The 23515-nt window shown below is 71.0% G+C and carries 23 protein-coding genes; 10 read left to right on the top strand and 13 right to left on the bottom strand.

The window, feature by feature from the left end; all coding sequences use genetic code 11:
* Positions 1-43: 43 nt before the first annotated feature.
* The 7 genes from AC2W7E_RS06205 to AC2W7E_RS06175 form a co-directional block, all read right to left on the bottom strand.
* Positions 44-970: a GNAT family N-acetyltransferase gene (locus AC2W7E_RS06205; RefSeq protein WP_374459513.1), complete on the bottom strand. Its 927-nt coding sequence runs from the start codon at positions 968-970 to the stop codon at positions 44-46.
* Positions 967-1980 (bottom strand): hydroxyacid dehydrogenase, encoded by a 1014-nt coding sequence (locus tag AC2W7E_RS06200; protein WP_485988749.1) that lies wholly within the window; start codon positions 1978-1980, stop codon positions 967-969. Before AC2W7E_RS06200 ends, AC2W7E_RS06205 begins: the two co-directional genes overlap by 4 nt.
* Positions 1977-3062: a dihydrodipicolinate synthase family protein gene (locus AC2W7E_RS06195; protein ID WP_051582230.1), complete on the bottom strand. Its 1086-nt coding sequence runs from the start codon at positions 3060-3062 to the stop codon at positions 1977-1979. The genes AC2W7E_RS06200 and AC2W7E_RS06195 overlap by 4 nt, the downstream gene beginning before the upstream one ends.
* A complete protein-coding gene (locus AC2W7E_RS06190) occupies positions 3062-4096 on the bottom strand; it encodes an NAD-dependent epimerase/dehydratase family protein (protein WP_485988748.1) in 1035 nt (344 codons plus the stop codon). The genes AC2W7E_RS06195 and AC2W7E_RS06190 overlap by 1 nt, the downstream gene beginning before the upstream one ends.
* Positions 4097-4117: 21 nt before the next feature.
* Positions 4118-5023 carry a carbohydrate ABC transporter permease gene (locus AC2W7E_RS06185; protein ID WP_085604394.1) on the bottom strand — a complete coding sequence of 302 codons (906 nt, stop codon included), beginning with the start codon at positions 5021-5023 and terminating at the stop codon, positions 4118-4120.
* Positions 5020-5925, bottom strand: a complete 906-nt coding sequence (locus AC2W7E_RS06180) for a carbohydrate ABC transporter permease (protein WP_062633348.1) — start codon at positions 5923-5925, stop codon at positions 5020-5022. The genes AC2W7E_RS06185 and AC2W7E_RS06180 overlap by 4 nt, the downstream gene beginning before the upstream one ends.
* Before the next feature lie 67 nt (positions 5926-5992).
* Positions 5993-7234 (bottom strand): ABC transporter substrate-binding protein, encoded by a 1242-nt coding sequence (locus AC2W7E_RS06175; RefSeq protein WP_102208546.1) that lies wholly within the window; start codon positions 7232-7234, stop codon positions 5993-5995.
* Between the two features lie 186 nt (positions 7235-7420).
* Between AC2W7E_RS06175 and AC2W7E_RS06170 the strand changes: the two genes are divergently transcribed.
* The 6 genes from AC2W7E_RS06170 (at position 7421) to AC2W7E_RS06145 (ending at position 13651) form a co-directional block, all read left to right on the top strand.
* Positions 7421-8590, top strand: a complete 1170-nt coding sequence (locus AC2W7E_RS06170; protein ID WP_485988747.1) for an ROK family protein — start codon at positions 7421-7423, stop codon at positions 8588-8590.
* Positions 8587-9606 carry a Gfo/Idh/MocA family protein gene (locus AC2W7E_RS06165; protein ID WP_485988746.1) on the top strand — a complete coding sequence of 340 codons (1020 nt, stop codon included), beginning with the start codon at positions 8587-8589 and terminating at the stop codon, positions 9604-9606. Before AC2W7E_RS06170 ends, AC2W7E_RS06165 begins: the two co-directional genes overlap by 4 nt.
* Positions 9603-10625 (top strand): Gfo/Idh/MocA family protein, encoded by a 1023-nt coding sequence (locus AC2W7E_RS06160; protein ID WP_485988745.1) that lies wholly within the window; start codon positions 9603-9605, stop codon positions 10623-10625. The genes AC2W7E_RS06165 and AC2W7E_RS06160 overlap by 4 nt, the downstream gene beginning before the upstream one ends.
* A gap of 289 nt (positions 10626-10914) precedes the next feature.
* Positions 10915-11709: an SDR family NAD(P)-dependent oxidoreductase gene (locus AC2W7E_RS06155; RefSeq protein WP_485988744.1), complete on the top strand. Its 795-nt coding sequence runs from the start codon at positions 10915-10917 to the stop codon at positions 11707-11709.
* Between the two features lie 289 nt (positions 11710-11998).
* The gene (gene corA, locus AC2W7E_RS06150) at positions 11999-13000 is read left to right on the top strand and encodes a magnesium/cobalt transporter CorA (protein ID WP_025104158.1); all 1002 of its coding nucleotides are present in this window, start codon (positions 11999-12001) and stop codon (positions 12998-13000) included.
* 123 nt (positions 13001-13123) lie between these two features.
* Positions 13124-13651 carry a cytochrome C5 gene (locus AC2W7E_RS06145; RefSeq protein WP_374459502.1) on the top strand — a complete coding sequence of 176 codons (528 nt, stop codon included), beginning with the start codon at positions 13124-13126 and terminating at the stop codon, positions 13649-13651.
* A gap of 40 nt (positions 13652-13691) precedes the next feature.
* Here AC2W7E_RS06145 and AC2W7E_RS06140 read toward each other — a convergent pair whose 3' ends face one another.
* From AC2W7E_RS06140 to AC2W7E_RS06125, 4 genes are all read right to left on the bottom strand, one after another.
* Entirely contained in the window at positions 13692-15050 is a 1359-nt protein-coding gene (locus tag AC2W7E_RS06140; RefSeq protein ID WP_485988743.1) for an XrtP-associated glycosyltransferase, read from the bottom strand.
* Positions 15050-15196, bottom strand: coding sequence for a hypothetical protein (locus AC2W7E_RS06135; protein ID WP_315109522.1), 147 nt, complete (start codon positions 15194-15196; stop codon positions 15050-15052). Before AC2W7E_RS06135 ends, AC2W7E_RS06140 begins: the two co-directional genes overlap by 1 nt.
* On the bottom strand, positions 15196-16287 hold the full coding sequence (gene wecB / locus AC2W7E_RS06130; protein WP_315109524.1) for a non-hydrolyzing UDP-N-acetylglucosamine 2-epimerase: 1092 nt from the start codon (positions 16285-16287) through the stop codon (positions 15196-15198). Before wecB ends, AC2W7E_RS06135 begins: the two co-directional genes overlap by 1 nt.
* A 409-nt stretch (positions 16288-16696) precedes the next feature.
* On the bottom strand, positions 16697-18118 hold the full coding sequence (locus AC2W7E_RS06125) for a sigma-70 family RNA polymerase sigma factor (RefSeq protein WP_485988742.1): 1422 nt from the start codon (positions 18116-18118) through the stop codon (positions 16697-16699).
* Positions 18119-18645: 527 nt separating this feature from the next.
* On the opposite strand from AC2W7E_RS06125, the gene AC2W7E_RS06120 reads away from it, so the two are divergent.
* The 4 genes from AC2W7E_RS06120 to AC2W7E_RS06105 all read left to right on the top strand — a co-directional run bounded on the left by AC2W7E_RS06120 (position 18646) and on the right by AC2W7E_RS06105 (position 22910).
* On the top strand, positions 18646-19383 hold the full coding sequence (locus AC2W7E_RS06120; protein ID WP_366215848.1) for an SGNH/GDSL hydrolase family protein: 738 nt from the start codon (positions 18646-18648) through the stop codon (positions 19381-19383).
* 98 nt (positions 19384-19481) lie between these two features.
* Positions 19482-20222: a Type 1 glutamine amidotransferase-like domain-containing protein gene (locus AC2W7E_RS06115; RefSeq protein ID WP_485988741.1), complete on the top strand. Its 741-nt coding sequence runs from the start codon at positions 19482-19484 to the stop codon at positions 20220-20222.
* The gene (locus AC2W7E_RS06110) at positions 20219-21574 is read left to right on the top strand and encodes an anaerobic C4-dicarboxylate transporter family protein (protein WP_025104162.1); all 1356 of its coding nucleotides are present in this window, start codon (positions 20219-20221) and stop codon (positions 21572-21574) included. Before AC2W7E_RS06115 ends, AC2W7E_RS06110 begins: the two co-directional genes overlap by 4 nt.
* A gap of 1 nt (position 21575) precedes the next feature.
* Positions 21576-22910 (top strand): threonine/serine exporter family protein, encoded by a 1335-nt coding sequence (locus AC2W7E_RS06105; protein ID WP_025104163.1) that lies wholly within the window; start codon positions 21576-21578, stop codon positions 22908-22910.
* On the opposite strand, the gene AC2W7E_RS06100 is transcribed toward AC2W7E_RS06105, so the two are convergent.
* Both AC2W7E_RS06100 and AC2W7E_RS06095 read right to left on the bottom strand, forming a co-directional pair.
* Positions 22907-23161 carry a type II toxin-antitoxin system RelE family toxin gene (locus AC2W7E_RS06100; RefSeq protein ID WP_025104164.1) on the bottom strand — a complete coding sequence of 85 codons (255 nt, stop codon included), beginning with the start codon at positions 23159-23161 and terminating at the stop codon, positions 22907-22909. The two genes, AC2W7E_RS06105 and AC2W7E_RS06100, sit on opposite strands and share 4 nt — an antisense overlap.
* Positions 23158-23421 (bottom strand): type II toxin-antitoxin system Phd/YefM family antitoxin, encoded by a 264-nt coding sequence (locus AC2W7E_RS06095; protein WP_025104165.1) that lies wholly within the window; start codon positions 23419-23421, stop codon positions 23158-23160. Before AC2W7E_RS06095 ends, AC2W7E_RS06100 begins: the two co-directional genes overlap by 4 nt.
* Positions 23422-23515: the final 94 nt, after the last annotated feature.

The following is a 23515-nucleotide window of genomic DNA, read 5'->3' as shown; positions in this document are numbered from 1 at the left end:
TCACCGATCAGTCCCCGATCCCCAGCGCTCTCCGAGCGGATGCTCAGAAGTAGTCGCCCGCCGTGAAGTGGCGGATGCCGTCCACCCGGGCCTCGCGGCGCAGCGGGCGGATCATCCCGGTGCGGTCGTCCTGCCGCACGGCCGCCGGAGCGAATGGGCGGACAGCGCGCTCCTCCGCCGCCAGCGCGGGGACGGCCAGCTCGCAGGTGCGGACGCCCGCCGCGGCCCAGTCCGCGGCCACGGCCTCCAGCACCGCGTGACGCACCCCGGCCGGATCGGCCGCAGTGGGATCGGTCGCGCTCTCGTGCAGCAGCCCGACGCCGTCGCGCACCTCCGCCACCGCGTAGCCGACCGTCGCGTCCGCCTCGGCGAGCCGGTACAGCGTCGCGCCCCGCAGTCGCACCTCCGCCATCGTCCAGTCGCGGTCGCCGCGCACCGGGGCGAGCACGACCACACCGGTGCGGGAGCGCTCGTAGACCTCGCGCAGCGGGCCGAGGACGCCGAGTCCCACGGACTTGCGCACGACCGAGGCGAGCTCCACGGCCGTCGCCGACGCCGCCCACGGTCCGGCCATCGTGCGGGGCATCGAGAAGGTCGTGAAGCCGCTCGACCGGTACACCTCGGGGGTTCCGGTGAACAGCAGGGCCCAGTCGGCGTCACCCGCCGCGTCCAGGGTGGCGGCCACGAGCCGGCGGGCCAGTCCCCGGCCCCGAGCCCGCTCGGCGACCGCGACGCTGCCGATCGCGTGCACCCGCGCCACCGCGCCGTCCGACTCCCGCAGGCTCTTCGGCAGTCCGTAGATCGACCCGCACACGCCCTCGTCGTCCTCCGCGACGAGCGTGTGGCTCAGCCGCTCGTCGTCCACGAGCCACTGGTCCGGCGCGAGGGGCGGCGTGAAGGCGGCCGCCCACAGTGCCGCGAGAGCGGGCTGGTCCTCCGCCCGCGCCGACCGCACGACCACGGCGCTCATGCCATCGAGGAGAGCTGGGCGCGGTCGACGGCGTGCCCGAGGGGCTGCCCCGCGGCGAAGGCGTCGAGCTCGTCGGCGACGATCCGCCCCTGCCGCAGCCGGCCCTCCCTGGTCCCGGCCGCGCGGTGCGGGGTGAGCAGTACGCGCGGCGCCGAACGGAAGGGACTCTCCGCGGACAGCGGCTCCTCGTCGAACACGTCGATCGCGGCACTCAACCGGCCACGACGCAGTTCGGCGAGCAGGGCGGCCTCGTCGACCAGCCAGGACCGCGCCGTGTTGACCAGGCCCGCCCCGTCCGGCATCAGCGCGAGTTCGCGTGCACCGATCAAGTGATGCGTCTCCGGCAGGGTCGGGGCGTGCACCGCGACGATCTGCGCACGGCGGAGCGCGTCGTCGAGCGCCACGGGCTCCGCCCCGAGGGACGATGCCTCGGCCGCGTCGAGCGTGGGATCGACGAGCAGCGGCTCGGCGCCCAGGGCACGGAGCAGGTCGAGGTACGCCCGCCCGGTCCGGGAGGCGCCGATGACCGCGATGGGGGCGCCGAGGATCTCGTGCTGCACCCCGACGGCCTCCGCGTCCCACCATCCGTCGCCGGCGCGCAGCGCGTCGTGCATCTCCGGCACCCGGTGCAGCAGGGCGAGCGTGAAGGTCAGCGACACCTCCGCCACCGACCGGGCCATCCCCGCCCCGGCCTGCGTCACCCGCACGCCGCGGTCGAACAGCGCGTCGGTCGCGAACGGCTTGATCGTGGCACCCGTGTGCGCGATGAGCTCCAGCTTCGGGAGCGTGGCGAGCACCGCGTGGTCGAAAGGACCCACGCCCCAGCTCGTCACCACGACGCGCGCCTCGTCGAGCACCGCATCCGCGAGCCGGTCCACCCGCACGAACGTCCCGCCGAGCCGCGCCGCGACGGCCTCCAGACGCGCCGCATCGTCGGGCGAGAAGAACTCGGCGAACAGCTCCGCGGAGACGACCGCGACCACGGTCGGAGCGCTCGTCCCGGCGGTCATCGCAGCCAGGCCTCGAGGTTCTCGGCGATGAACGCGTCGTCGTTGAGCTCCGGGTACGCCTGCCGGACGCGGGCGATCTCCTCCGCCTGTCCCGGGGAGAGGCCCTCGGCCGGGTCGAGGCACCAGGTGCCCTCGAGAAGCCCCTGCTGGCGGAGCATCTCGTGCACCCCGGCGATGACCCCGTGGAAGTCGTTGCCCGGGTCGAACACGGCCTGGTTCACGTCCACCATGTCCGAGGCACGGCGTCCCACCTCGCGATAGGCCTCCGCGTCTCCCGCCAGGGCGCGATGCACCCGCTCCAGCAGCGCGACCGCCGCGTGCGTGCCGACCGCCCACTGACCGAGCAGCCCGCCGACGAACCGGAGGGTGCGCCGCCCGGACGGGGAGTCCACGTGGAACTCGGAGAGCAGGTCGGCGACGATCGCGTCGTCGTTGCCCGTGTACAGCGCGATCTCGTCGGCGCGGCCCGAGGCGGCCACGCCCCGTACGAGCTCCAGCGTGCGATAGCGGTCGAAGGGAGCGGCCTTCACCGCGACGACGGAGGGGATCGCGGCGAACTCCCGCCAGAACTCGCGGTCGAGCACGGGTCCGCCGATCGCGGTCTGCAGGTAGAAGCCGACCAGCGGCAGCACCTCGCCGACGGCGCGGGCGCGGTCGAGCAGGGCACGCTCGTCCGCACCCGCGACGCGGGGACTCACCAGCACGGCGTCGTAGCCGAGGGAGCGGGCGAGCTCCGCCTCGGCGACCGCCTGAGCCGTGTCGCCCGCCACGCCGGCGATACGGACGAGGGTCGCATCGTCGCGGGCGTCCATCTCCTCCGCGGCCAGTGCGAGCACCGGCTCGAAGAGCGCATGCTCCGGGTCGCGGATCTCGAACTGCGTCGTGTGCACGCCGACGGCGAGGCCGCCGGCCCCGGCGTCGAGGTAGTAGCGGGAGAGCGCCCGCTGCCGCCGCTCGTCGAGCGTGCGCGCGGCGGTGAGGGCGAGCGGATGGGCCGGGATCACGGCACCGCGGGCGAGGGTCGCGGCGGCCTCAGGGCGCAGCGACGGCACGGTCGCCGTCCGCGCAGCGGCGTCGGTCATCAGAACTTCCCGTCCCGGACGGCCCACTTGGTGGGCTTGGCGATCATGGGCAGCCCGTCGCGGATCCAGCCGGCCTGCATGCGGATGAGCTCCTCGGCGGAGACGGACGGGTAGCCGAACAGGGCCATGCAGCGGCGGGCGTCGCTGAGCAGCGCGGTCGGCTGCGGCTCGTCGACGATCTCGACCTCCCGCTCGAACAGCTCGCCGAAACGATGGGCGATCGAGGAGACGCTGAGCAGCTCCGGACCGGTGAGGTTGATCACGAAGGGGTCGGTGGAGGCATGCACCAGGCTGCGCAGCACGACCTCGTTCGCGTAGCCCTGCCAGATCACGTTGACGTTCGCGGTGGCGACCGAGACCGGCTCGCCCGCGTGCACGGCGCTGCCGATGTCGGCGAGCACCCCGTAGCGGAGGTCGACGGCGTAGTTCAAACGGATGATCGCGACCTTGGTGCCGCGCTCCTGCGCCCCGAACTCGAACACGCGCTCCCGACCGAGGCAGGACTGCGCGTACTCGCCGATCGGCGCGGGCGTGGTCTCCTCGGCGGCACCGCCCGAGGTGGCAGGGACGAACGGATACACGTTCCCGGTGGAGAGCACCGAGATCGCGCTGTCGCGGTAGCGGCGGGCGATGCGGTCGGGAAGAGCCGCGTTGACCTCCCACGCCCAGGAGGCGTTGGTCGCGGCACCGAACTTCGCGCCCACCATGAACACCACGTTCGGGGCATCGGGGAGACCGGCGAGGTCGTCGTTCTCGATGAGGTCGAACGGCACGACGCGGACCCCCGCGGCCTCCAGGCGCTCGCGGATGGCGGCGTCGCCGAAGCGGGAGACCGCGTACACGGCGTCGTCCGTGCGGCCGACGGCGTCCAGGCCGCGCCGGGCGAGCATCGCCAGGGTCGGTCCCATCTTGCCGCCGGCGCCGAGGATCACGAGGTCTCCGGAACCCTGGGAGAGGTCGGCCACGAGCCCGTCGCTCGGGGTGGCCAGCGCCTCCTCGAGCTCGGCCTCGGAGGCGAATGCGTACTGCGTCATTGTCGTGCGATTCCCTTCTTCTCAGCCCTTGATCCCGGTGCCGGTGACGCCCTCCTGCACGTACCGCTGAGCGATGAGGTACGCGAGGAAGATCGGCAGCAGCGCCACGACGGAGCCGGCGAGCATGGTGCTGAGCGGCACATCCTGCTGCTGCAGCGACGAGATGCCCACGGTGAGGGTGAACATCGAGTTGGACTTGGCGATGATGAGCGGCCAGAGGAAGTCGTTCCAGTGCCAGAGGAAGACGAAGATCCCGAGCGTCGCGAGGATCGGCTTGCACAGCGGCAGCACGATCCGCAGGAAGATGCGGAACTCGCCGGCCCCGTCGATGCGGGCGGCCTCGAAGAGCTCGTCGGGGAGGCCCTGGATGAACTGGCGCATGAGGAAGACCGCCTGCGCGTTCGCGAGCGTCGGCAGGATGAGGCCCCAGTAGGTGTCGATGCCGCCGAGGTTCGCCATGAGGATGAACGTCGGGATCAGCGTCACGTGGAACGGCACCATGACCATCGCCAGGAACGACCAGAACATGACCTCCTTGCCGCGGAAGCGCTTCTTGGCGAAGGCGTATCCGGCGAGCGCGGAGAGGAACAGCACCGCCACGACCGACACGAGCGAGTAGACGAGCGTGTTGAACAGCCAGACGAGGATGTTCTGCCCGGCGAGCACCTGCTCGTACGCCTCGAACGAGATGTCGTTCCAGGGGAGCAGCGAGCCGGGGAGCTCGACGAGCATGCCCGGCTTCAGGCTCAGCACGACCATGGCGTAGAAGGGGAAGAAGCTGAGGATGCCGGCGATGCTCAGCCAGATCCAGCGGACGGCGATGCCCCAGCCGGTCGGCTCGAGCGCGCGGAACGAACGGCGCTTCCGCGCGGCGGGACGGGTCGCGGGCGCCGTCGTCTGCGTCGGCGGCTGCAGGAGGGCGGTCATTTCTGCTTTCCGATCACGAGGCGCTGGATGAGGGCGACCACGAGGGTCATGAGGAACAGGGCCACGCCCACCGCGGCCGCGTAGCCGTAGTCGAAGTAGCGGAAGCCCTGGTCGTAGAGCATGTAGACGAGGGAGTAGCTGGCATTCGCCGGCCCGCCCTGGGTCATCACGTAGATGACGTCGAAGACCTGGAAGGCGGCCGTGGTCTCGATCACCGCGAGGAAGAAGAAGGTCGGGCGCAGGTGCGGGAGGATGATCCACCGGAAGCGCTGCCAGGCGTTCGCGCCGTCGACCAGCGCCGCCTCCTCCAGCTCGCGCGGCACGTCCTGCAGGGCGGCGATGAGGATCATCATCCCGTAGCCGAACCGGGACCAGACGCCCACGACGACGATCGCCGGGATCACGAGCACGGTGCTGCCGAGCCAGGAGCCGCCGAGGCCGAGTGGGGTCATCAGCGCGGACCAGGGACCGTTGGCGGAGAAGATCCAGACGAAGATCGAGCCGGCCAGCACGAGCGAGGTGATGACGGGGAGGAAGAAGATCGAGCGGAAGAACCGGGCGCCGCGGAAGGCGCGGCGCACGCCGAGGGCCATGATCGTCGACAGCACGAGCGCGATCGGCACCGCGAAGACCGTGTAGATGAGGGTGGTCCCCAGCGCCCGCCAGAACAGCGGGTCGGCGACGAGGCGCTGGAAGTGGTCGAGGCCGCGCCAGGCGATCTCGCCGGAGATGTCGTAGTCGAAGAAGCTCAGCGCCACACCCGCGATGCTCGGGCCGAAGCGGAAGGCGATGAACAGCAGGAAGGCGGGGAGCACGAACAGGAACGCGACGCGCGCTTCCCGTCGGGCGAGCACCCGGGCGACCCGTCCTGCGGGCTTCGGCGCCGTGGTGGCCGTCGTCATTGTCGATTCCTCACGTGGGGGGCGGGAGAGAGGGGGCGTGCGGCGGGTACCCGCACGCCCCCGGGTGTCACTTCTGCAGCAGCGGGGCTGCGGCGGCCGCGGCGTCCTTCAGGGCGTCGGCCGGGGACTTCTGGCCGAGCAGGGCGGCCTGGATCTCCGGCGAGAGCACGCCCATGAGCGCACGGGAGCTGGCGTCGAGCTCGCCCACCGTGGTGTCGGGGACGTACTTCTCGACCTCACCGAGGAGCGGGTCGTCGGCGTACAGCGGCTCGGTGGTGCTGAGCGCGGAGAAGTAGCCGGCGGCCTTGAGGTACGGCTCGACGACGTCGGCGCCGGTCGCGAACTCGGCGAACGCGGCTGCGGCCTCGGGGGCCTTCGAGCCCTTGAGCACGGACAGGGAGCCGACGGTGCCGTAGGCCACGGACTCCTTGTCGGTCAGCGGCGCGAGGACCTTGACGTTCTCCTCGCCCCAGAACGGCGCGACCTCGGTCACGGCGTTGTTCCAGGTGCAGGCGACCTTGCCCTGGGCGATGGCGGTCTGCTCCAGCGGGACGTTGGTGGTGAGGGCCTCCGGGTCGAGCGCGCCCTCCTCGGCCAGGTCGGTCAGGAAGGTGAGCGCCTCCTCGCCGGCCTTGCTGTCGAAGCCGACCTCGCCGTCCTCGGTGTAGACCTCGCCGCCGGCCTGCCAGAGCAGCGGGTAGTAGGTGAGGTTGAGGGTGTTCTCGGCCGACGCCGGGTAGTTGAGGGCGTACATGCCCTTGTCGATGAACGCCGGAGCCATCTCGGCGATGTCGTCCCACGTCTCCGGGTACTCGGTCACCCCGGCCGCCTCGAACGCGGCTGCGTTGCAGATGAGCGGCTGCGCGCTGGTGAGGATCGGGGCGCCGAGGATGTCGCCGCCGAGCGTGACCGACTCCTTGACGTTGGGGAGCAGGTCGCCCTGGCGCTCCTCGCTGAGCAGGTCGTTCAGCGGGGCGATCGACTTCTGGTACGCCGCGAGCTGGTCGGGGATGAGGTAGACGACGTCCGGTCCCTTGCCGGCGGCGATCGCCGTCTGCAGGGCCTCGTCACGGTTCGCCCACGGGAAGATCTCGTACTTCACGTTGACGTTCTCGTTCTCCTTCTCGAACGCCTCGATGGTCGAGTCCCAGAAGTCCTTGTGCACCGCCTCGTCGGCGATGACGGGGTAGAGCCAGACCGTGATGTCCTGCTCGCCCTCTGCGGTGTTGCCTCCGCCGGCCGAACATCCGGCCAACAGGGTGGCGGCCGCGACTCCCGCGACGACGCCGGTGATCTTGCTGACGCGCATGGTGCTCCTTTGCGTAAACCGTGCTGAGTACGGTTCATTATGACATTGGCTTTGGATAATTCGTCAAGCACAAGTTCTCAGAGCCTTGTTTCGGCCGTGTTTCTCGGCCGTGAACAACAATCCCCGATCTGAGAATCGGGTGTGCTAATTTGATCGCACCAACGGCGGAGACGAAGGAGGGACCCGATGGGCGCGACCAGTCCGCTCTCGATCGTGGCGCGGTCCGCACTCCGGCTGCGCGACGCCGGACCGGCGACGGTCAGCGACCTCTCCCGGTCACTCGAGGTCTCCCGCACCTCCGTCGAGAACGCCGTGGCGGTGCTCTCCGACTCCGGCCTCCTCGTCGACGCCCCGGCGCAGGTCGGCGGAGGTGCCGGTCGGCCCGCCCGCCGCTACTCGTTCCACACCGCCGCCGGCGTGGTGGTGGGCGTCGACATCGGCGTCGCGAGCGTGCGCGTCGTCGTCGCGGATCTCGCGGGCGTGGTCATCGCTCAGCGCACCTTCCCCGGCGTCGCCGAGCAGCCCGACGGCCCGGCCAAGCTCGCCGCCGTGATCGACGACGTGCGACGCACGCTCGCCCGGCTCTCGCTGCCGCGCACCGGTCTGCGGGCGATCGGCGTCTCCCTGCCCGGCATCGTCGACGACGACGGACGGGTCACCACCTCGGTCGTCATCCCGGAGTGGTCCGGCATCGACATCGGCTCGCAGCTGCGCCAGGCGTTCGGCTGCCCCGTGGCGGTCGACAACGGTGTGCGGCTCGCGGCCGTCGCGGAGCATCACCTCGGCGTCGCGCAGCTCGTCGATGACGTGATCTATCTCTCGGTCGGCAATCGCATCGCCATGGGCCTCATCCTCGGCGGCCGCCCCCGGCGCGGCATCCACAACGCGGCGGGAGACATCGGCCGCCTCGCCTTCCGGGGGCTGAACACCGAGACCGGGCAGATCTCGTGGCGCACCGCCCCGACCGCCGCCGAGGTGTTCGCCCTGGCGCGCAGCGGAGAGCGGGCCGCCCGGGAGGAGCTCGACGGCTTCATCGACGAACTCGCCCATGGGATCGCGACGCTGATCATGACGGTCGATCCGGCCATGGTCGTCATCGGCGGCGGACTCTCGGCCGCGCACGAGCAGCTGCTCGACCCCCTGCGCGCCGCTCTGCCCGGCCACCTCGGGCTGCCGTTCCAGGTGCCCGTCGCGGAGGCGCGGCTGGGAGCGGAAGCCGCCGCCCACGGCGCCGTCGTGCATGCGTTCCAGCGGCATCCGGGCGACATCTACGGCATCGAGGACATGCCCGCCCCACCGATCACCCCCCTGCCGCACGACCCCGCGGCCGGCGACGACCCCGAGGAGAAGCAGTGAGCACGTTGAAGGTCGGACTCATCGGCGCGGGCGGGATCTCCCGCGTGCACGCCGACGCCTGGAGGGCGCTCGGCGTGCAGGGCTTCGTCACCTCGAAGGAGGGCGCGGAGGAGATCGCCGCCGAGTACGGCTTCGAGGTCGTGGCCGACGTCGACGCGCTCCTGGAGCAGGTCGACGTCGTCGACATCGTCACGCCGAGCAGCACCCACGCCGACTTCGCCCTTCGGGCCATCGCCCGCGGGGTCGACGTGATCTGCGAGAAGCCGCTCGCCGCGACCGCGGATGCCGCCGCCGAGGTGACCGCGGCCGCAGCCGCCGCGGGAGTGCGGCTGTTCCCCGCCCACGTCGTGCGCTACATGGGGGAGTACGGCCGGATCAAGGCCGGGATCGACGCCGGGCAGATCGGCACCCCCGCCGTGCAGCGCTTCCGTCGCCTGGGCGCCGCGCCGCAGGCCCCCTGGTTCTTCTCGGAGCGGGCGGGCGGCGGCGTCATCCGCGACCTCATGATCCACGACATCGATCAGGCGCTGTGGTTCGCCGGCCCGGTCGACAGCGTCTACGCCGTGCAGAACCCGCCGACGGTCGACGACCGCGTGCCCGCCCCGGTCACGGCGCATGTCGTGCTCACCCACCGCAACGGGGTCATCAGCCACGTGCACGCGAGCTGGGTGCAGCCCGGCATGCCGTTCCGCACGAGCGTCGAGGTCGCCGGATCCGAGGGGCGCCTGCGCTACGACAGCGCCGAGGACCACACGCTGAGAACCGACGCCGTGCTCGTCGAGGGCGCGACCGACTACCTGCCGCCGATGTCACCGGAGGAGAGCCCGTACTACGCGGAGATCGCCGACTTCGTGGCCGCCATCGCGGAAGGACGCGACGCCGCCGTCACCCCGGAGGACGGCATCCAGGCGGTCGCGGTCGCCGAGGCCGCCTACGCCTCGATCGCCTCCGGAGCCCCGGTCGCCCTCCCCGCTTCGTCCCCCGCCGTCGCCGTCGCCGAGGAGGCCACCCGATGACCGCTCCCCGTCCGCTGCGGATCGCCGTGCTGTCCTTCGCGCACACGCACGCCCTCAGCTACGTGCACGCGCTGCAGCAGATGCCCGGTGTCGAGCTGATCGCCGCCGACCCCGAAGGCGCCTCCGCCCCGGACGACGCTCCGCGCGGTGCCGCCCTGGCCGCGGAACTCGGGGTGGCCTATGTGGAGACCTACGACGAGGCCTTCGCCTGGGGTCCGGACGCGGTCGTGGTGGCCGCCGAGAACTCCCGTCACCGCGCCCTCGTCGAGCAGGCCGCCGCGGCCGGCGTGCACGTGCTGTGCGAGAAGCCGCTGGCGACGACGGTCGAGGACGCGATCGCGATGCGCGACGCCTGCGACCGGGCGGGCGTGCTGCTCATGGTGGCGTACCCGGTGCGCTTCTCTCCCGCGGTGCGCGATGCCGTCGCCGAGCTGCGCAGCGGACGCCTCGGGACGATCCTCGGAGTCACCGGCATCAACAACGGCAAGCTCCCGCAGGACCGGGCCTGGTTCACCGATCCCGCGCTCGCCGGCGGCGGTGCCCTGGTCGACCACGTCGTGCACTGCGCCGACCTCCTCGACGAGCTCCTGGGCGAGCGGGCGCAGACCGTCCGCGCGGTGTCGAACAGCATCCTGCACGGGGAGCGCGACCTCGCGGTCGAGACCGGGGGCCTCGTGACGATCCAGTACCCGAGCGGCGTGATCGCCACGATCGACTGCTCGTGGAGCTGGCCGCTGAGCTCGCCGACCTGGGGCGGCCTCACCCTCGAGGTCGTGGCCGAGCGCGGGACCGTGACCGTGAGCCCCTTCGCGAAGGGCGTGGCCGGACACGATGCCCACGGCGAGACCTGGACCCCGGTCGGGGCCGACCTCGACGCCCTGCTGCTCGAGGAGTTCGTGCAGGCCGTGCGCGCGGGCCGTCAGCCTCAGCCCGACGCCGGTGTCGGCATCCGCACCGTCGAGATCGTGAAGGCCGCGCAGGAGTCCGCGTCCCGCGCCGGCACCCCCATCCCCCTCTGACCCCCGCCCCGTCCCTCGACCCCCGCACCTCGCGGGATCGAAAACGCTCCCCTTCCGGTCTCCCCCGGCACGTTTCCCGTCCCGCACCGTTCTCCCGCGCCCCGAGTTCCCCCCCTCGCGGGATCGAAAACGCTCCCCCCTCCGCCTCCTCAGGAACGTTTCCCGTCCCGCACGGGACGGTGCGCGCATGCCGGAGTCCCAGCCCCTCCCGTCCCGGAGCGAGCGGGCGGGCATGAAACCGGCGCGACGGGCGTTGCACCGGAGGTCGCAGCGACACGGAGGAGACAACATGCGCATCGACCTCGCCGGGAAGACCGCCCTCGTCACGGGTTCCACCCAGGGCATCGGACTCGCCATCGCCACGACTCTGGCCGACGCGGGAGCACGGGTCGCCGTCAACGGCCGGAACCCCGAGACGGTGTCGTCGGTCGTCGCCGCACTGCAGGAGGAGAATCCGGACCGGAACCTCGTCCCTGCTCCGGGCGACGTCACCACGGAGGACGGCGCCGCCCGCGTGCTCGCCGCCACCGGAGACGTCGACATCCTCGTCAACAACCTCGGCATCTTCGGGGCCACCCCCGCGCTCGACATCTCCGACGACGAGTGGCGCCGGTACTTCGAGGTGAACGTGCTCGCCGCCGTCCGGCTCATCCGCGCGACCCTGCCCGGCATGACGGAGCGCGGCTGGGGTCGGGTGCTCGACATCGCCAGCGACTCCGCGGTCGTGATCCCCGCAGAGATGATCCACTACGGGATGTCGAAGACCGCGCTGCTCGCCGTGTCCCGGGGCTTCGCGAAGGAGGCGGCCGGCACGGGGGTGACCGTGAACTCGGTGCTCGCGGGGCCGACCCACACCGGCGGCGTGGAGGACTTCGTGTACTCGCTCGTGGACCCGGAGCTGCCGTGGGAGGAGGCGCAGCGCGAGTTCATGCACGTGCACCGCCCCCAGTCCCTGCTGCAGCGGCTCATCGAACCGGAGGAGATCGCGAACATGGTCGCGTACCTCGCGTCCCCGCTCGCCTCGGCGACGACGGGTGCCGCCGTCCGGGTCGATGGCGGCTACATCGACGCGATCGTCCCCTGACCTTTCGAATCGCGCACATGGCGGCATCTGCGGCCGGAATGGGGCCATTCGGGCGATTTGAAACGGAGGGGTAAGCTGGCCCCCGGAGAAGCACGGAAAGGCGGTGATGGCGATGTCCGACGATAGTAACGACGCCGCCCTCGCTGCGTCGCGCTTCCCCGCGCACACGCGTTGAGCTCCTGCTCCGCGTGCGCGCCTCTCGCCTCGCAGTCATCGGCGGCGTCTCCCGCCCCCTGACGAATCCGCACGGACCCTCGCATCCGTGCGCCCGCGAGAACGGAGCCGCATCATGGCGCTCATCGACAACGGCGTGTACGTCCACGGACGTCGCGTGGAGACCCCGAAGAACCTGGACGAGACCTACCGGATGCTGGATGCCGCCGGCGGGATCGCGTGGATCGGCCTGTACCGACCGAGTCCGGAAGAGGTCGCTTCCGTCGCCCGCGAGTTCGACCTGCATCCGCTCGCCGTCGAGGACGCGCTCTCGGGGCATCAGCGCTCGAAGGTGGAGCGCTACGGCGACACCCTCTTCGCCGTGCTGCGCCCCGCCCGCTACCGCGACAAGGAGGAGTCGATCGAGTTCGGCGAGCTGCATCTGTTCATCGGCCCCGACTTCGTGGTGACGATCCGCCACGCGGAGTCGCCGAATCTCGCCGCGGTCCGCCGCCGGATGGAGGCGAACCCGGAGCTGCTCGCGATGGGACCGGAGGCGGTCTTCTACGCGATCCTCGACGAGGTCGTGGACGAGTACGAGCCCGTGGTGGCGGGCCTGGAGAACGACATCGACGAGATCGAGGACCAGCTCTTCGGCGACAGCGACGACGACGCCCTCTCCCGCCGCATCTACGAGCTCTCCCGCGAGGTCATCAACTTCCAGCGCGCGGTGCACCCGCTGAGCGGCATGCTGGAATGGCTGCGCCGCGGGTCGGAGAAATACCGCATCGACGAGGAGCTGCAGCGCTCCCTCCGCGACGTGCTCGACCACACGATCCGCGTGAACGAGCGGGTCGACTCGTTCCGCGCGATCCTGGAGAACGCCCTGACGGTGCAGTCGGCGCTGGTCGCCCGGCGGCACTCGGAGGCGGGGCTCGCCCAGAACGACGAGATCAAGAAGATCTCCTCGTGGGCGGCCATCATCTTCGCGCCCACGCTCGTCGGCACGGTCTACGGCATGAACTTCGACGTGATGCCCGAGCTGCACTGGGCGTTCGGCTATCCGATGGCGATCGGGGCGATGGCCGCGTTCGCGGTCGGGCTCTATGGGGTGTTCAAGTACAAGAGGTGGCTCTGACGCGCAGGCGGTCACGGGGAACGCCGGAACGCGGCCGATCTGCGGGCACGGAGCGCGCCCAGGAGCTCCCTCCGGCGTGAAGAACCAGGGCCCACGGCGGGCGAGATGCGCGAGACTGGAAGCATGGCGCTCGATCTCCTCCTGTCCCGCATCGTCGAGAGCGGTCTGCTCGAAGACCCCGTCTCCGAGAACGGTCTCGTCTACGGCCGGGCGAGCCTGGATGCGGCCGGCACCGTCGTGAACGTGAACGTCGACCCCGAGCTGGAGGGCGACGAGACCGGGGAGGACCTGGATCCCGACGAGCTCGTCGCGGCCATCGCGCGCGTGCTCTCGATGAGCGAGAAGCGCTGGCGAGCGATCGTCGAGGAGGTTGCGATTGACATCGAGGACGCGGTGGAGGACGAGCCCGTCGTCGAACAGATCGACCTGCGGGACGACCTCGAGGCCACCTCGATCGTCGTGTTCGCGGATGCCGTGCTGCTCGCGTTCGTCGCCCCCAAGCAGTTCCCGGAGTCGCGCATCCTCGTGCAGCTCGACGAGGAGCTGGAGGTCGACGGCATCGAGGTGCGCGAGCCCGACGGCACCGAGGTCATCGACGTCGACACGCTCGACGAGCTGATGGACCTCATCAGTCGCGCCGACCGGGACTGACGGGCGCGGGGGGCGGGCAGGGTTTCGGTGACGGTGCTCATCAGACCTCCACGGCGACGGATCCGTTGACGACGACGTGGGCCTCCGCGTTGCGGCGTGTCTTGGCCCAGCCGTTCTTGCGCCGGACGATCCGCAGGAAGGCCCGCGCGATGCAGATGTACATGTAGTAGACGTAGAGCCACACACCGAGACCCCACCCCAGTGCCGTCAGCCAGCTCGCCTGGGGTTCGCAGCGGATCTTGTACACGAACCCCCAGACCGCGAACGGGGTGACGGAGAACGCGAACAGCAGCCCGAGGACGCCGACGATGTCGCCGAGGGCGACCTGGAAGAGCTCGGGCTCCCGCACCCACCAGCCGACCTGCGCGCTGAAGAGGATGAGGAAGGACAGGCCGCCGAGCATCTGGAGGAACGGCAGCACGAGGTAGTACACGGTCTCGATGACGCCGGCGTTGTCGACGAACGGCGACTTCACCACCTCGCGGATGTACTTGACGCACTGGATGTTGCCCTGCGCCCACCGGGTGCGTTGCGTGAGCAGACGACGGATCGAGGGCAGCGCCTCCTGGTTCACGTGCGTGTCATAGACGTGCCGTACCTGGTAGCCCGCGAGGACGACATGGACGCCCAGCTCGTAGTCCTCGAGCAGGGCGCCGTGCCACGGTTCGCCGAAGCTGTCGCCGATCGCGTCGAGAACGGAGAGCCGCGTGAACTGTCCGTTGCCGCCCAGCCCCACCGTGCCCGTCTTCGCCCGGAGCGACTGCATGGCGGCGATCGTGGTGCGGAACTCCAGATCCTGCATCCGCAGCAGGAACCGCGCGAAACCGTTGGCGAACCGCCCGCCGTGCGGGTAGGGCTTCGGATCGTCCCGGTTCTTCATCCAGACCGCGATCTGCGCCGCCCCCACGCTCTCGTCGCCGAAGATGTCGTCGGCCGCGCAGATCTCCAGCGCGTTGGGCTCCATCTCGCCGTCCGCATCGATGACGACGATGACGATCTGGTCGTGGTCGGCATCGGCGGGGAGCCATGCGAGCAGTTGATGGTAGGCGGCGTTGAGCGCGTCGCCCTTCCCCGTCCGCGCCTGGGGTCGTCGGCGCTGGACGAGGTGCACGTGCTCGTCGTCCTCGGCCCATCGGCTGACGATCGCCGCCGTGGCATCCTCGCTGTCGTCGTCGATCACCCAGACGTGGGCGCCGGGGAAGTCCCGTCGCGCCCGGGAGACGGTCGTGTCGATCACGGCCTCCTCGTCGCGGCACGGGATGAAGAAGTGCCACTCGAAGTGCGCGGGGTCACCGGGGACGGTGTGCGGATAGCGGAGGTACGAGATGAGGATGAACAGGACGTACGTGACGAAGGCGACCCCCAGCAGCACGGTGAACGCACTCAAGACCGGGAGCATCAGGGTGTCCTCCCCTGCGCGGGGCCGTCTTCCCGTGCGGTGCTCCGGCGCGTCACCGCTATCACCCAGGTGGTCATCGATTCCGGGCCGGTGACGGCGAGGACGCCGGCCGTGGCGAGCGGGGTGGTCAGAGCGTTGCTGTACATCAGGACTCCTCGGGGCGGGGCGAGACGGCGGCGCGGATGTGCGCCGCGATCCGCGCGGTGGCGTGACCGTCGCCGAAGGGCGACGGCAGGGTGGCGAGCCGGGCGAGGGCCGGTCCGATCGCGCCGAGCAGGGCGGACGCGGCGGGCGCCAGCTCCTGCGGGGTCACGAGCCGGGTGAAGGATCCCAGCGCCTCGGGGCGCTCCGTCGAATCCCGGACGACGAAGACGGGACGGCCGATCACGGTCGCCTCCTCCTGGATGCCGCCGGAGTCGGAGACGAGGAGCGCTGCGTGCGCGGCGAGCGCGAGGAAACGCTCGTACGGGAGCGGCTCCTCGGCGATCAGGGCGTCGAGGAGGTGCGTGGCGTCCAACGAGGCGAGCATCGCCCTGGTGCGGGGGTGCACCGGGAAGACGACGGGCCACCCGGAGGCCGCGATCGCGGTGAACGCACGGAGCGTGGCCAGCAGGTTCTCCGGGGTGTCGACGTTCTCCTGGCGATGCAGGGTGGCGAGTACGTAGCCATCGGGGTCAAGCCCGAGCTCGGCGAGCACGTCGGCGTCGGCGGCCCCCGCGCGCTGCGCACGCACCGCCTCCACGACCGGGTTCCCGGTGACGAGGATGCGCTCGTCGTCGATGCCCTCGGCGAGAAGGTTCGCGCGGTTCGCCTCGGTCGCCGCGAACAGATCGTCGGCGATGTGGTCGACCATCACCCGGTTGTGCTCCTCGGGCATCCGGCGGTCGTTCGCCCGCAGCCCCGCCTCGACGTGCCCGAGACGCACGCCCGCCGCGTTCGCGGCGAGCGCGGCGGCGAATGTCGCATTCGTGTCCCCCTGGACCACGACGTACCGCGGTTCGAAGCGCGTGACGGCCTCGGCGATCTGCTCGGCGGCGCGCCCGATCTGGGCCGCCCGGGGGAGACCCCCGACGTGGAGCTGGAGGTCGACGCGCTCGATCCCGCAGGATCGCAGGAACACCCGCGACATGCCCGGGTCGTAGTGCTGCCCGGTGTGGACGACGTACGCGGCGTCGCCCAGTTCGCGGACGAGAGGGGCGAGTTTGATGATCTCGGGACGGGTCCCGAAGACGATCATGACGGAGCCTTTCGGCAGCGGGAGGGACGAAGTGGACGGTGTGGAGTGCATTTGTGGGTACCTCGATCAGCCCCCGGAGGGAGGTCCCCCGTGGCTGACGCGATCAGTGGTTTATCGGTGGGTCGTGCGGCGCGCGGCGACGACGAGGAGCAGAGCCCCACCCGCCAGCAGCGCGTTCGTAGGGGAGGGGGGAGAGCGGCGTGCCGCCGGTCTGCGCGAGACCCGCGGCGGGGCGAGCTCGGACGACGGCCGCCGCGCACGTCCGCTGCGCGTCGTCCGCGCAGGCGTGCGAGATCGTTTCCTCATGGCGATGTGGTTCCAATCTCGATCAGTTCATCCACCGGTTTCCGGAGAGGGCGGACTCCTACAGGACAGCGATGCGCAGGGGTGATTACGCGCGGCGCCGAAATCAATCCACGATCACCACCTCGGCGGTCGCCGCCCCAGAGATCCCGGCGACGGTGGACTGCGCGAAGCTCAGGGTCACCGCGGTCCCTGCGGGGACCGGGTACGCGTCGACCTGGAAGCTCGCCTGCCACCGCTCGTTCGCCGCGCACGTCCCCGCCGCCAGGGTGGCGCCGTAGGCCGACACCGTCAGGTCGGCACCCGGTTCGCACGCCACGGTGACGGAGAGCAGGTCGGTGCGGGAGACCTGTCCTGGCACGGCGATGAGGACCGGCGGGCTCGGCACGGCCGCCTCGGGGACCGGGTCCGGTGCCGGCTCCGAGGGGGGCGCCGCCGGAGCCGGCGGCTCGGATTCGGCCGGAGGCGGCGCGGTCTCGACCGGGGTGGCCTCCGGGGCCGGGGACGCCGAGGGCGATGACGTCGGGGTCGGCACGGTCCACGTCACGATCTGGCTGGCGGCCGGGGCCGCGACCACCGCGGTGCCGCCCACCACCGTGGCGGCGACGGTCGCGGCGAGGGTCGTCGCGGCGACCGCGGCGACGATACCGACGGTGGCCTTCGCCGCGGCCAGACCCGCGACGGGGGCCGCGATCGCGGAGGGCAGCGGAGCCGCGCTCGCGGAGAGCCCTGCGGCGGTGAGCGACTGCCAGATCTGGGTACCGGCCCCCACCGCGATGCCCGCGGGGAACAGGACGGACAGCATGCGCGAGCTGGCGTGGCGCGCCTCCTCGGCCTTGGCTCGGCAGTCGGCGCACTCGTCCAGGTGGGCGTGCACGCGCGCGGTGTCCCGAGGCGCGAGCCGCTGACGCGCATGCGCTCCCAGCTTCCCCATCGTCCACTGGCACTCCCGCGACGCCGGGGGCCGGGCCGCGACGTGCGCCGTGATCCAGGCCTGCCGGAGCCCCTCCCTGGCCCGGAAGGCGAGGACCGCGGCCGCCCGCTCGCTGATGTCGAGGCGCTTGCCGATCTCCTGCATGGAGAGGTGCTCGACCTCGCAGAACCACAGCACGTCCTGCCAGCGCTCCGGCAGGGCGAGGATGGCCTGGGAGACCAGGGACGCGTCGAAATCGGCGTCCGCCGCGGCATCCGTGCTGCTCGGGTCCTCCACCGCCTCGATGTACTCGATGGGAACCTCGCGGCGGGCGCGGCCCCAGCTGATCGCGAGGTTGCGCATGGTGGCGAACAGGTACGGCTTGAACGCGGCCGTCGGCCCCTTCCCCGCCTGGATCGCCTGATAGATGCGCGTGAACGATTCCGCGACGAGGTCGTCGGCGTCGGCCGACCATCGGTAGCTGCGGGCCACGGCAACGGCGGCGGGGGCGTAGCGCTCCCACAGCTCCGCATACGCCTGCTCATCGCCGCCGCGGACGCGGTCCAGCAGGTCGGCGTCGCGTTCCCTCTCGTCGTCTCTGCGTTCGTCACTCATGGCGTTCCCTTCCCCGAGGCATCTGTCGGCGAGGTGACGGACCTCGCCCGTGCGTTCGGACGGGTGGCGAGTGGGTCAGCATGTGTTCCTCCGGTGACAGCCGTGCACACGCGACGTGGGCACGGTCGAAGATGAGACACGGCGGGGCCCGACGTACTACGCGGGTTCCGCAGGATCGCGGAACCCGACCATGCCCGCCGCACGCGTCTCCCCTCCGCGCGGCGTCGCATCCGCCGCCCGCGGCGATCCCGCGGACCTCTCCGCCGGCCTGCAAGGTTCCCCTCCCTCAAGCAGGCCGCCCACGACGGTACCCCCCGCGCGGCCAATCACATGCCGTAGGAGCCACGCGAATATCGGCGTTCCGGAATGGGTACGCTGCGCGCGGCCGACGGCATGGGAGGTGCGGCCGGCCGGAGGAGCAGCCCGCCGCACGAGAGCCGCGCCCCTCGGGAAACAGGACGGGGACGGCGCCGCGGTACTACGCTCCCGCGCGAAGCAGAAGGCGGGCGACGGATAAGCTCTGAGGCGTGCCGATCGCCCCTTCCGCCTCCCCCGCCACCGCCTCCGACGACCTGGGTCGCCTCGCCGCCGCCCTCCGCGACCCCGCACCGTTGAACTGGATCATCACCGGCGACTCGATCACCCATGGCCTCGTGCACACCCAGGGCGGCCGCAGCTACCCGGAGCACCTCCACGAGCTGATCAGGGGCGAGCTCGAGCGCGTCCGCGACATCGTCCTCAACACCGCGATCAGCGGCAACCGGATCGTCGACATCCTCGACGACTGGGAGCGTCGGGTCGCCGGCTGGCAGCCGGACGTGGTCACCCTCATGGTCGGCACCAACGACGCCTCGGACGGCGGGCCGCGACCGGTGATCTCGCCGGACGACTACGCCTCCTCCCTCCACGACTTCGTGCGCCGGGTGCGCGAGCTCGGCGCCATCCCGGTGCTCCAGACGCCGCCCGCCATCGACGTCCGCAATGCGCCGGAGCGGGCGCGGATCGCCGACTTCGCCGAGGCCGTGCGCCAGGTCGCGGCCGCGGAGGACGTGATCCTCGTCGACCAGCACGCGCACTTCGCGGAGCTCGGGAACGGCGGCGTGCCGTGGGGCCTCATGAACGACCCGTTCCACCCCAGCGCGGTCGGCCACGCCGCTCTCGCCCTCGAGCTCGCCCGCGTCCTCGGCATCGCGCCGCAGGGTCCGCGCGCCCGCACGGCCGCGCTCCTCGAAGGCCTGGTCGGCACGGCCCGCGTCTTCGGCTGAGAGGCCGGCATTTCACCCGCCCCGGGTGACCGCTCTGGACGGCGGTGACGGCGCGACGCTAGGTTGAGCGCATTCACATCCGACAGTGAGGTGGGGGCATGTCGCACGTCGTCGCAACCGGGGCCGGCAAGGCCATGATGGAACGTCGGAACGATCCGACGCACGAGTACATCCTGAAGCTCACCGGCAAGGAGCGTCCCCGGGTCCTCTTCGTCGGCACCGCCACGGGCGACGACGCCGCCTACATCGTGAGCTTCTACTCCACGTACGACTCCGACAGATGCGCGCCGCACCACCTGCCGCTGTTCCACCGCGCGGTCGACGACCTCGCCGACTTCGTGAAGGGCTTCGACGTCATCCACGTCGGCGGCGGGAACACCGCCAACATGCTCGACGTGTGGAAGCGTCAGGGCCTCGACGAGATCATGCGCGAGATGTGGGAGGACCCCTCCTCGAACGTGGTGTTCACCGGCGGCAGCGCGGGCGGCATCTGCTGGTTCGAGGGCGGCACGACCGACAGCTACGGGCCCACGCTGCAGGTGCTCCCGGAGGGCCTGGGCTTCCTGCACGGCAGCTTCTGCCCGCACTACGACGCGGAGGACCAGCGCCGGCCCCTCTTCCACGCCTCGCTCCTCAGCGGTGAGCTGTCCACCGGCTATGCGGTGGGCAACCTCCAGTCGCTGCACTTCGAGAACGGCGAGTTCGTCACCGCGGTCAGCCCGGTCGAGAACCCGCTGGCGCTGAAGGTCGAGGCGGTCGACGGGGCGATCGTCGAGACCGAGCTGCCGGTGGAGGTCCTCACCGGATCGGCGCCGATCGTGAAGGGGCCGTCGTCGTGAACGACAGCGTCTGGATCCTCGTCGCCGAGCTCATCGTCGTCGTCCTGGCGATCTTCATGGGCACCCGCACGAGCGGGATCGGCCTGGGCGTGTGGGGCCTCGTCGGCGTCGCGGTGCTCGTGTTCGTGTTCGGGGAAGCCCCCGGCAACGCCCCGGTCGACGCCGTGTTCATCGTCATCACGGTCATCACCGCGGCCTCGACCATGCAGGCCGCTGGCGGTATCGACTGGATGGTGTCGGTGGCCGCCAAGGTCATCCGCAAACGCCCGAAGTCCGTCGTCTTCCTCGCGCCGGCGATGTCGTTCCTCTTCACGGTCGGCGCGGGCACCGGCAACATCTTCTATCCGCTGCTGCCGGTGATCTACGACGTCTCGTACCAGCAGAAGATCCGGCCGGAGCGGGCACTGTCGGTCTCGGCCGTCGCCTCGCAGGTCGGCATCCTGTGCTCTCCGGTCTCCGCGGCCACCGCATCGATGGTCGTGCTGCTCGCACCGCAGGGCGTCGATCTCGGCGGCCTGCTCCTCATCATGTGGCCGGCCTCGATCGCCGGCCTGCTCGTCGCCGCGCTGGTCATGATGCGCCACGGCAAGGACCTCGAGGACGACCCGGAGTACCAGAAGCGCCTGGCGGAGGGACAGATCAAGCCGCCCGTGGTCGACGCGCACGAGAACAAGCTCCCGGCGACCGCCGTGCTCTCGGCCTCGCTGTTCCTCGCCGGCGTCGCGGTGATCGTCTTCTTCGGCCTGTTCGAGAACCTCCGTCCGGTCATCGGCACCGACGACGACGGCGATCCGCTGCGCCTGAGCGTCACCGTGATCATCGAGGTCGTCATGGGCATCATCGCCGCACTGATCTTCGTGTTCTGCAAGGTGAAGGCCGCCGACGTGCCGAAGCAGTCCACCTTCCCCGCGGGCATCGTCGGCGCCATCGCCCTGTTCGGCATCGCCTGGCTCGCGAACACGTTCGTCGCCGCGAACCAGACCCTCATCGTCGACGGACTCGGCTCGGTGGTCTCCGGATCCTCCGCCTTCCTCGGAGCGCTGCTGTTCGCGCTGGCGCTGTTCGCGGTCGCCATGCTCACGACCAGCCAATCGAGCGCCACGAACGCGATCGTCCCGATCGGCATCACGATCGGGCTGCCCGCCTCTCTGCTGGTGGGACTGTGGCCGGCTGCGATGGGCATCTACACGCTGCCCGCCAACGGCAGCCAGGTGGCCACGGTCGCGTTCGACCAGACCGGGACGACGAAGATGGGCAAGTTCGTCCTGGACCACTCGTTCCAGCTGCCGAACCTCGTCTACGTCGGCACGGCCATCGTCGTCGGGGTGGCGCTGTCGTTCCTGTTCTGGTGACATGACCGACGTCGTCGACCGTTCGGCGCTGCGGCAGTTCCTGCTGGGGCTGGCGCAGGGGATGAACGCGTCGGCGGAGTCCGTCGACCGCATCCGGGACACGATCGCCGAGGTCGCCACGGCGTCGGGCGGAGACGGCGCCGACTTCGTCGTCCTGCCCACCATCATCATCGTGGAGACGGGGGACGCGGAGGAGCAGCGGGTCGCCTTCCGCTCGGCCACGAACGCCTCGTTCCGCTTCGATCAGATCGCCGCGCTGTACGACCTCATCGCGCAGGCGAAGACCGGCGACGTGGACCCGCTGGACGGCATCCGGCGGCTCAACGAGATCGGTGCGATGCGTCCGCGCCTCGGCTGGTTCACCCGGACGCTGGGCCATGCCATCCTCACGACCGGCCTGGCCCTCCTGCTCGCACCGACCTGGCAGGGCGCCCTCGTCGCCTTCGTGCTCGGATTCGGGATCGGCCTGCTCAAACTCGTGCGCTCTCCCACCCTGCAGCTCGTCATGCCCATCGCCGCGGCCTTCGTGTGCGCGGCTGCGGTGTTCCTGCTCGCGGAGGTCATCGAGATCGGCGACCCGATCCGCCTCCTGATCGCCCCGCTGGTCACCTTCCTCCCCGGCGGCGTGCTGACCACGGCGACGGTCGAGCTCGCGGCCGGGCAGATGATCTCCGGTGCCTCCCGCCTCATCTACGGGTTCGTGCAGCTCGCGCTCCTCGCGTTCGGCATCCTCGCCGCCGGCGCCGTTGTGGGCGTCTCGAGCGATTCGTACGAGGCCCTCGACGCCTCCTCCTCGTACCTCCCCTGGTGGGTGCCGCTGCTCGGCATCCTCGTGTTCGCACTCGGCAACTACCTGCACTTCTCCTCCCCGCCGTCCACGTTCGGGTGGGTGCTGCTCGCCCTGGTCGTCGCGTACCTCGGCCAGTGGGCGGGAACCGAGTTCATCGACCCGGCGGTCGGCGGCTTCGTCGGCGCGGTCGCCGTCACGCCGGTCGTGTTCTGGATCGCCGGGCTGCGTCACGGAGCCCCGTCGCAGCTGACGTTCCTCCCGGCCTTCTGGCTGCTGGTGCCGGGCGCCGCCGGGCTGGTGGGGCTCACCGAGGCGGTCGCGACCGACAACGGCCTCGCCGACTTCACCGCGGCCCTGGTGTCGGTCATGTCGATCGCGCTCGGCGTGCTCATCGGCACGGCGCTCTATCGCGTCGTGCACCATGGCGCGGAGGAGTTCGTCCAGTTCGCCGTCGCCCCGCCGCCCGCCGAGGACGAGGAGCCCGCGCCGACCCTCTGGCACCGCCTGTCCGCTCCGCTGCGCCGCTTGCGCCGCCGCGATCGCTAGCGATAGACCTCGCGACGGTGGCCGGCGTGCACGACGACGACCGTCAGGATCCCGTCCTCGATCCGGTAGAGCACCCGGTAGTCACCCGTCCGCACCCGCCACTCCGGTCGGCCGGTGAGCCTGCGTGCCGCGGGGGGCCGCGGGTCTTCGGAGAGGAGCTCGATGACGGCCTGGATACGTCGCCTCGCCTCGGGAGGGAGCTTGCGGATCGCCCGCACGGCGACAGGCAGGACCTGGACGTCGTAGGTCACGGCACGAGCCCGAGGTCCCGCTTCACCTCTTCCCACGGGATCGGCGTCTCGTCGAGTCGCGCGGTCTCGTCCCAGGCGGCATCGACCGCGCGGATGTCGGCCAGCTCCTCCGCATCTTCGAGGAGTCGCTCCAGCAGGCTGGCATCGACGACAGCCGCCACCGGGAGGTTTCGTCGGGTGAGGTAGACGGGCTCGTCACGCGCCTCGTCGATGATGGACGCCAGCCGCGCCCGGGCTTCCGTGATCGCGATCTCGCTCATGAGTACATGATAGTGCGAAACGTACAGAACAGCGCGGTAAGGACGATCGCAAACGGGCGACGGGCCCCGCGCCGCGGAGGCGACGCGGGGCCGG

The organism is Microbacterium sp. CFSPD4_SD4 (genome assembly GCF_057364585.1).
This window is presented reverse-complemented; position numbering and strand designations above follow the sequence as displayed.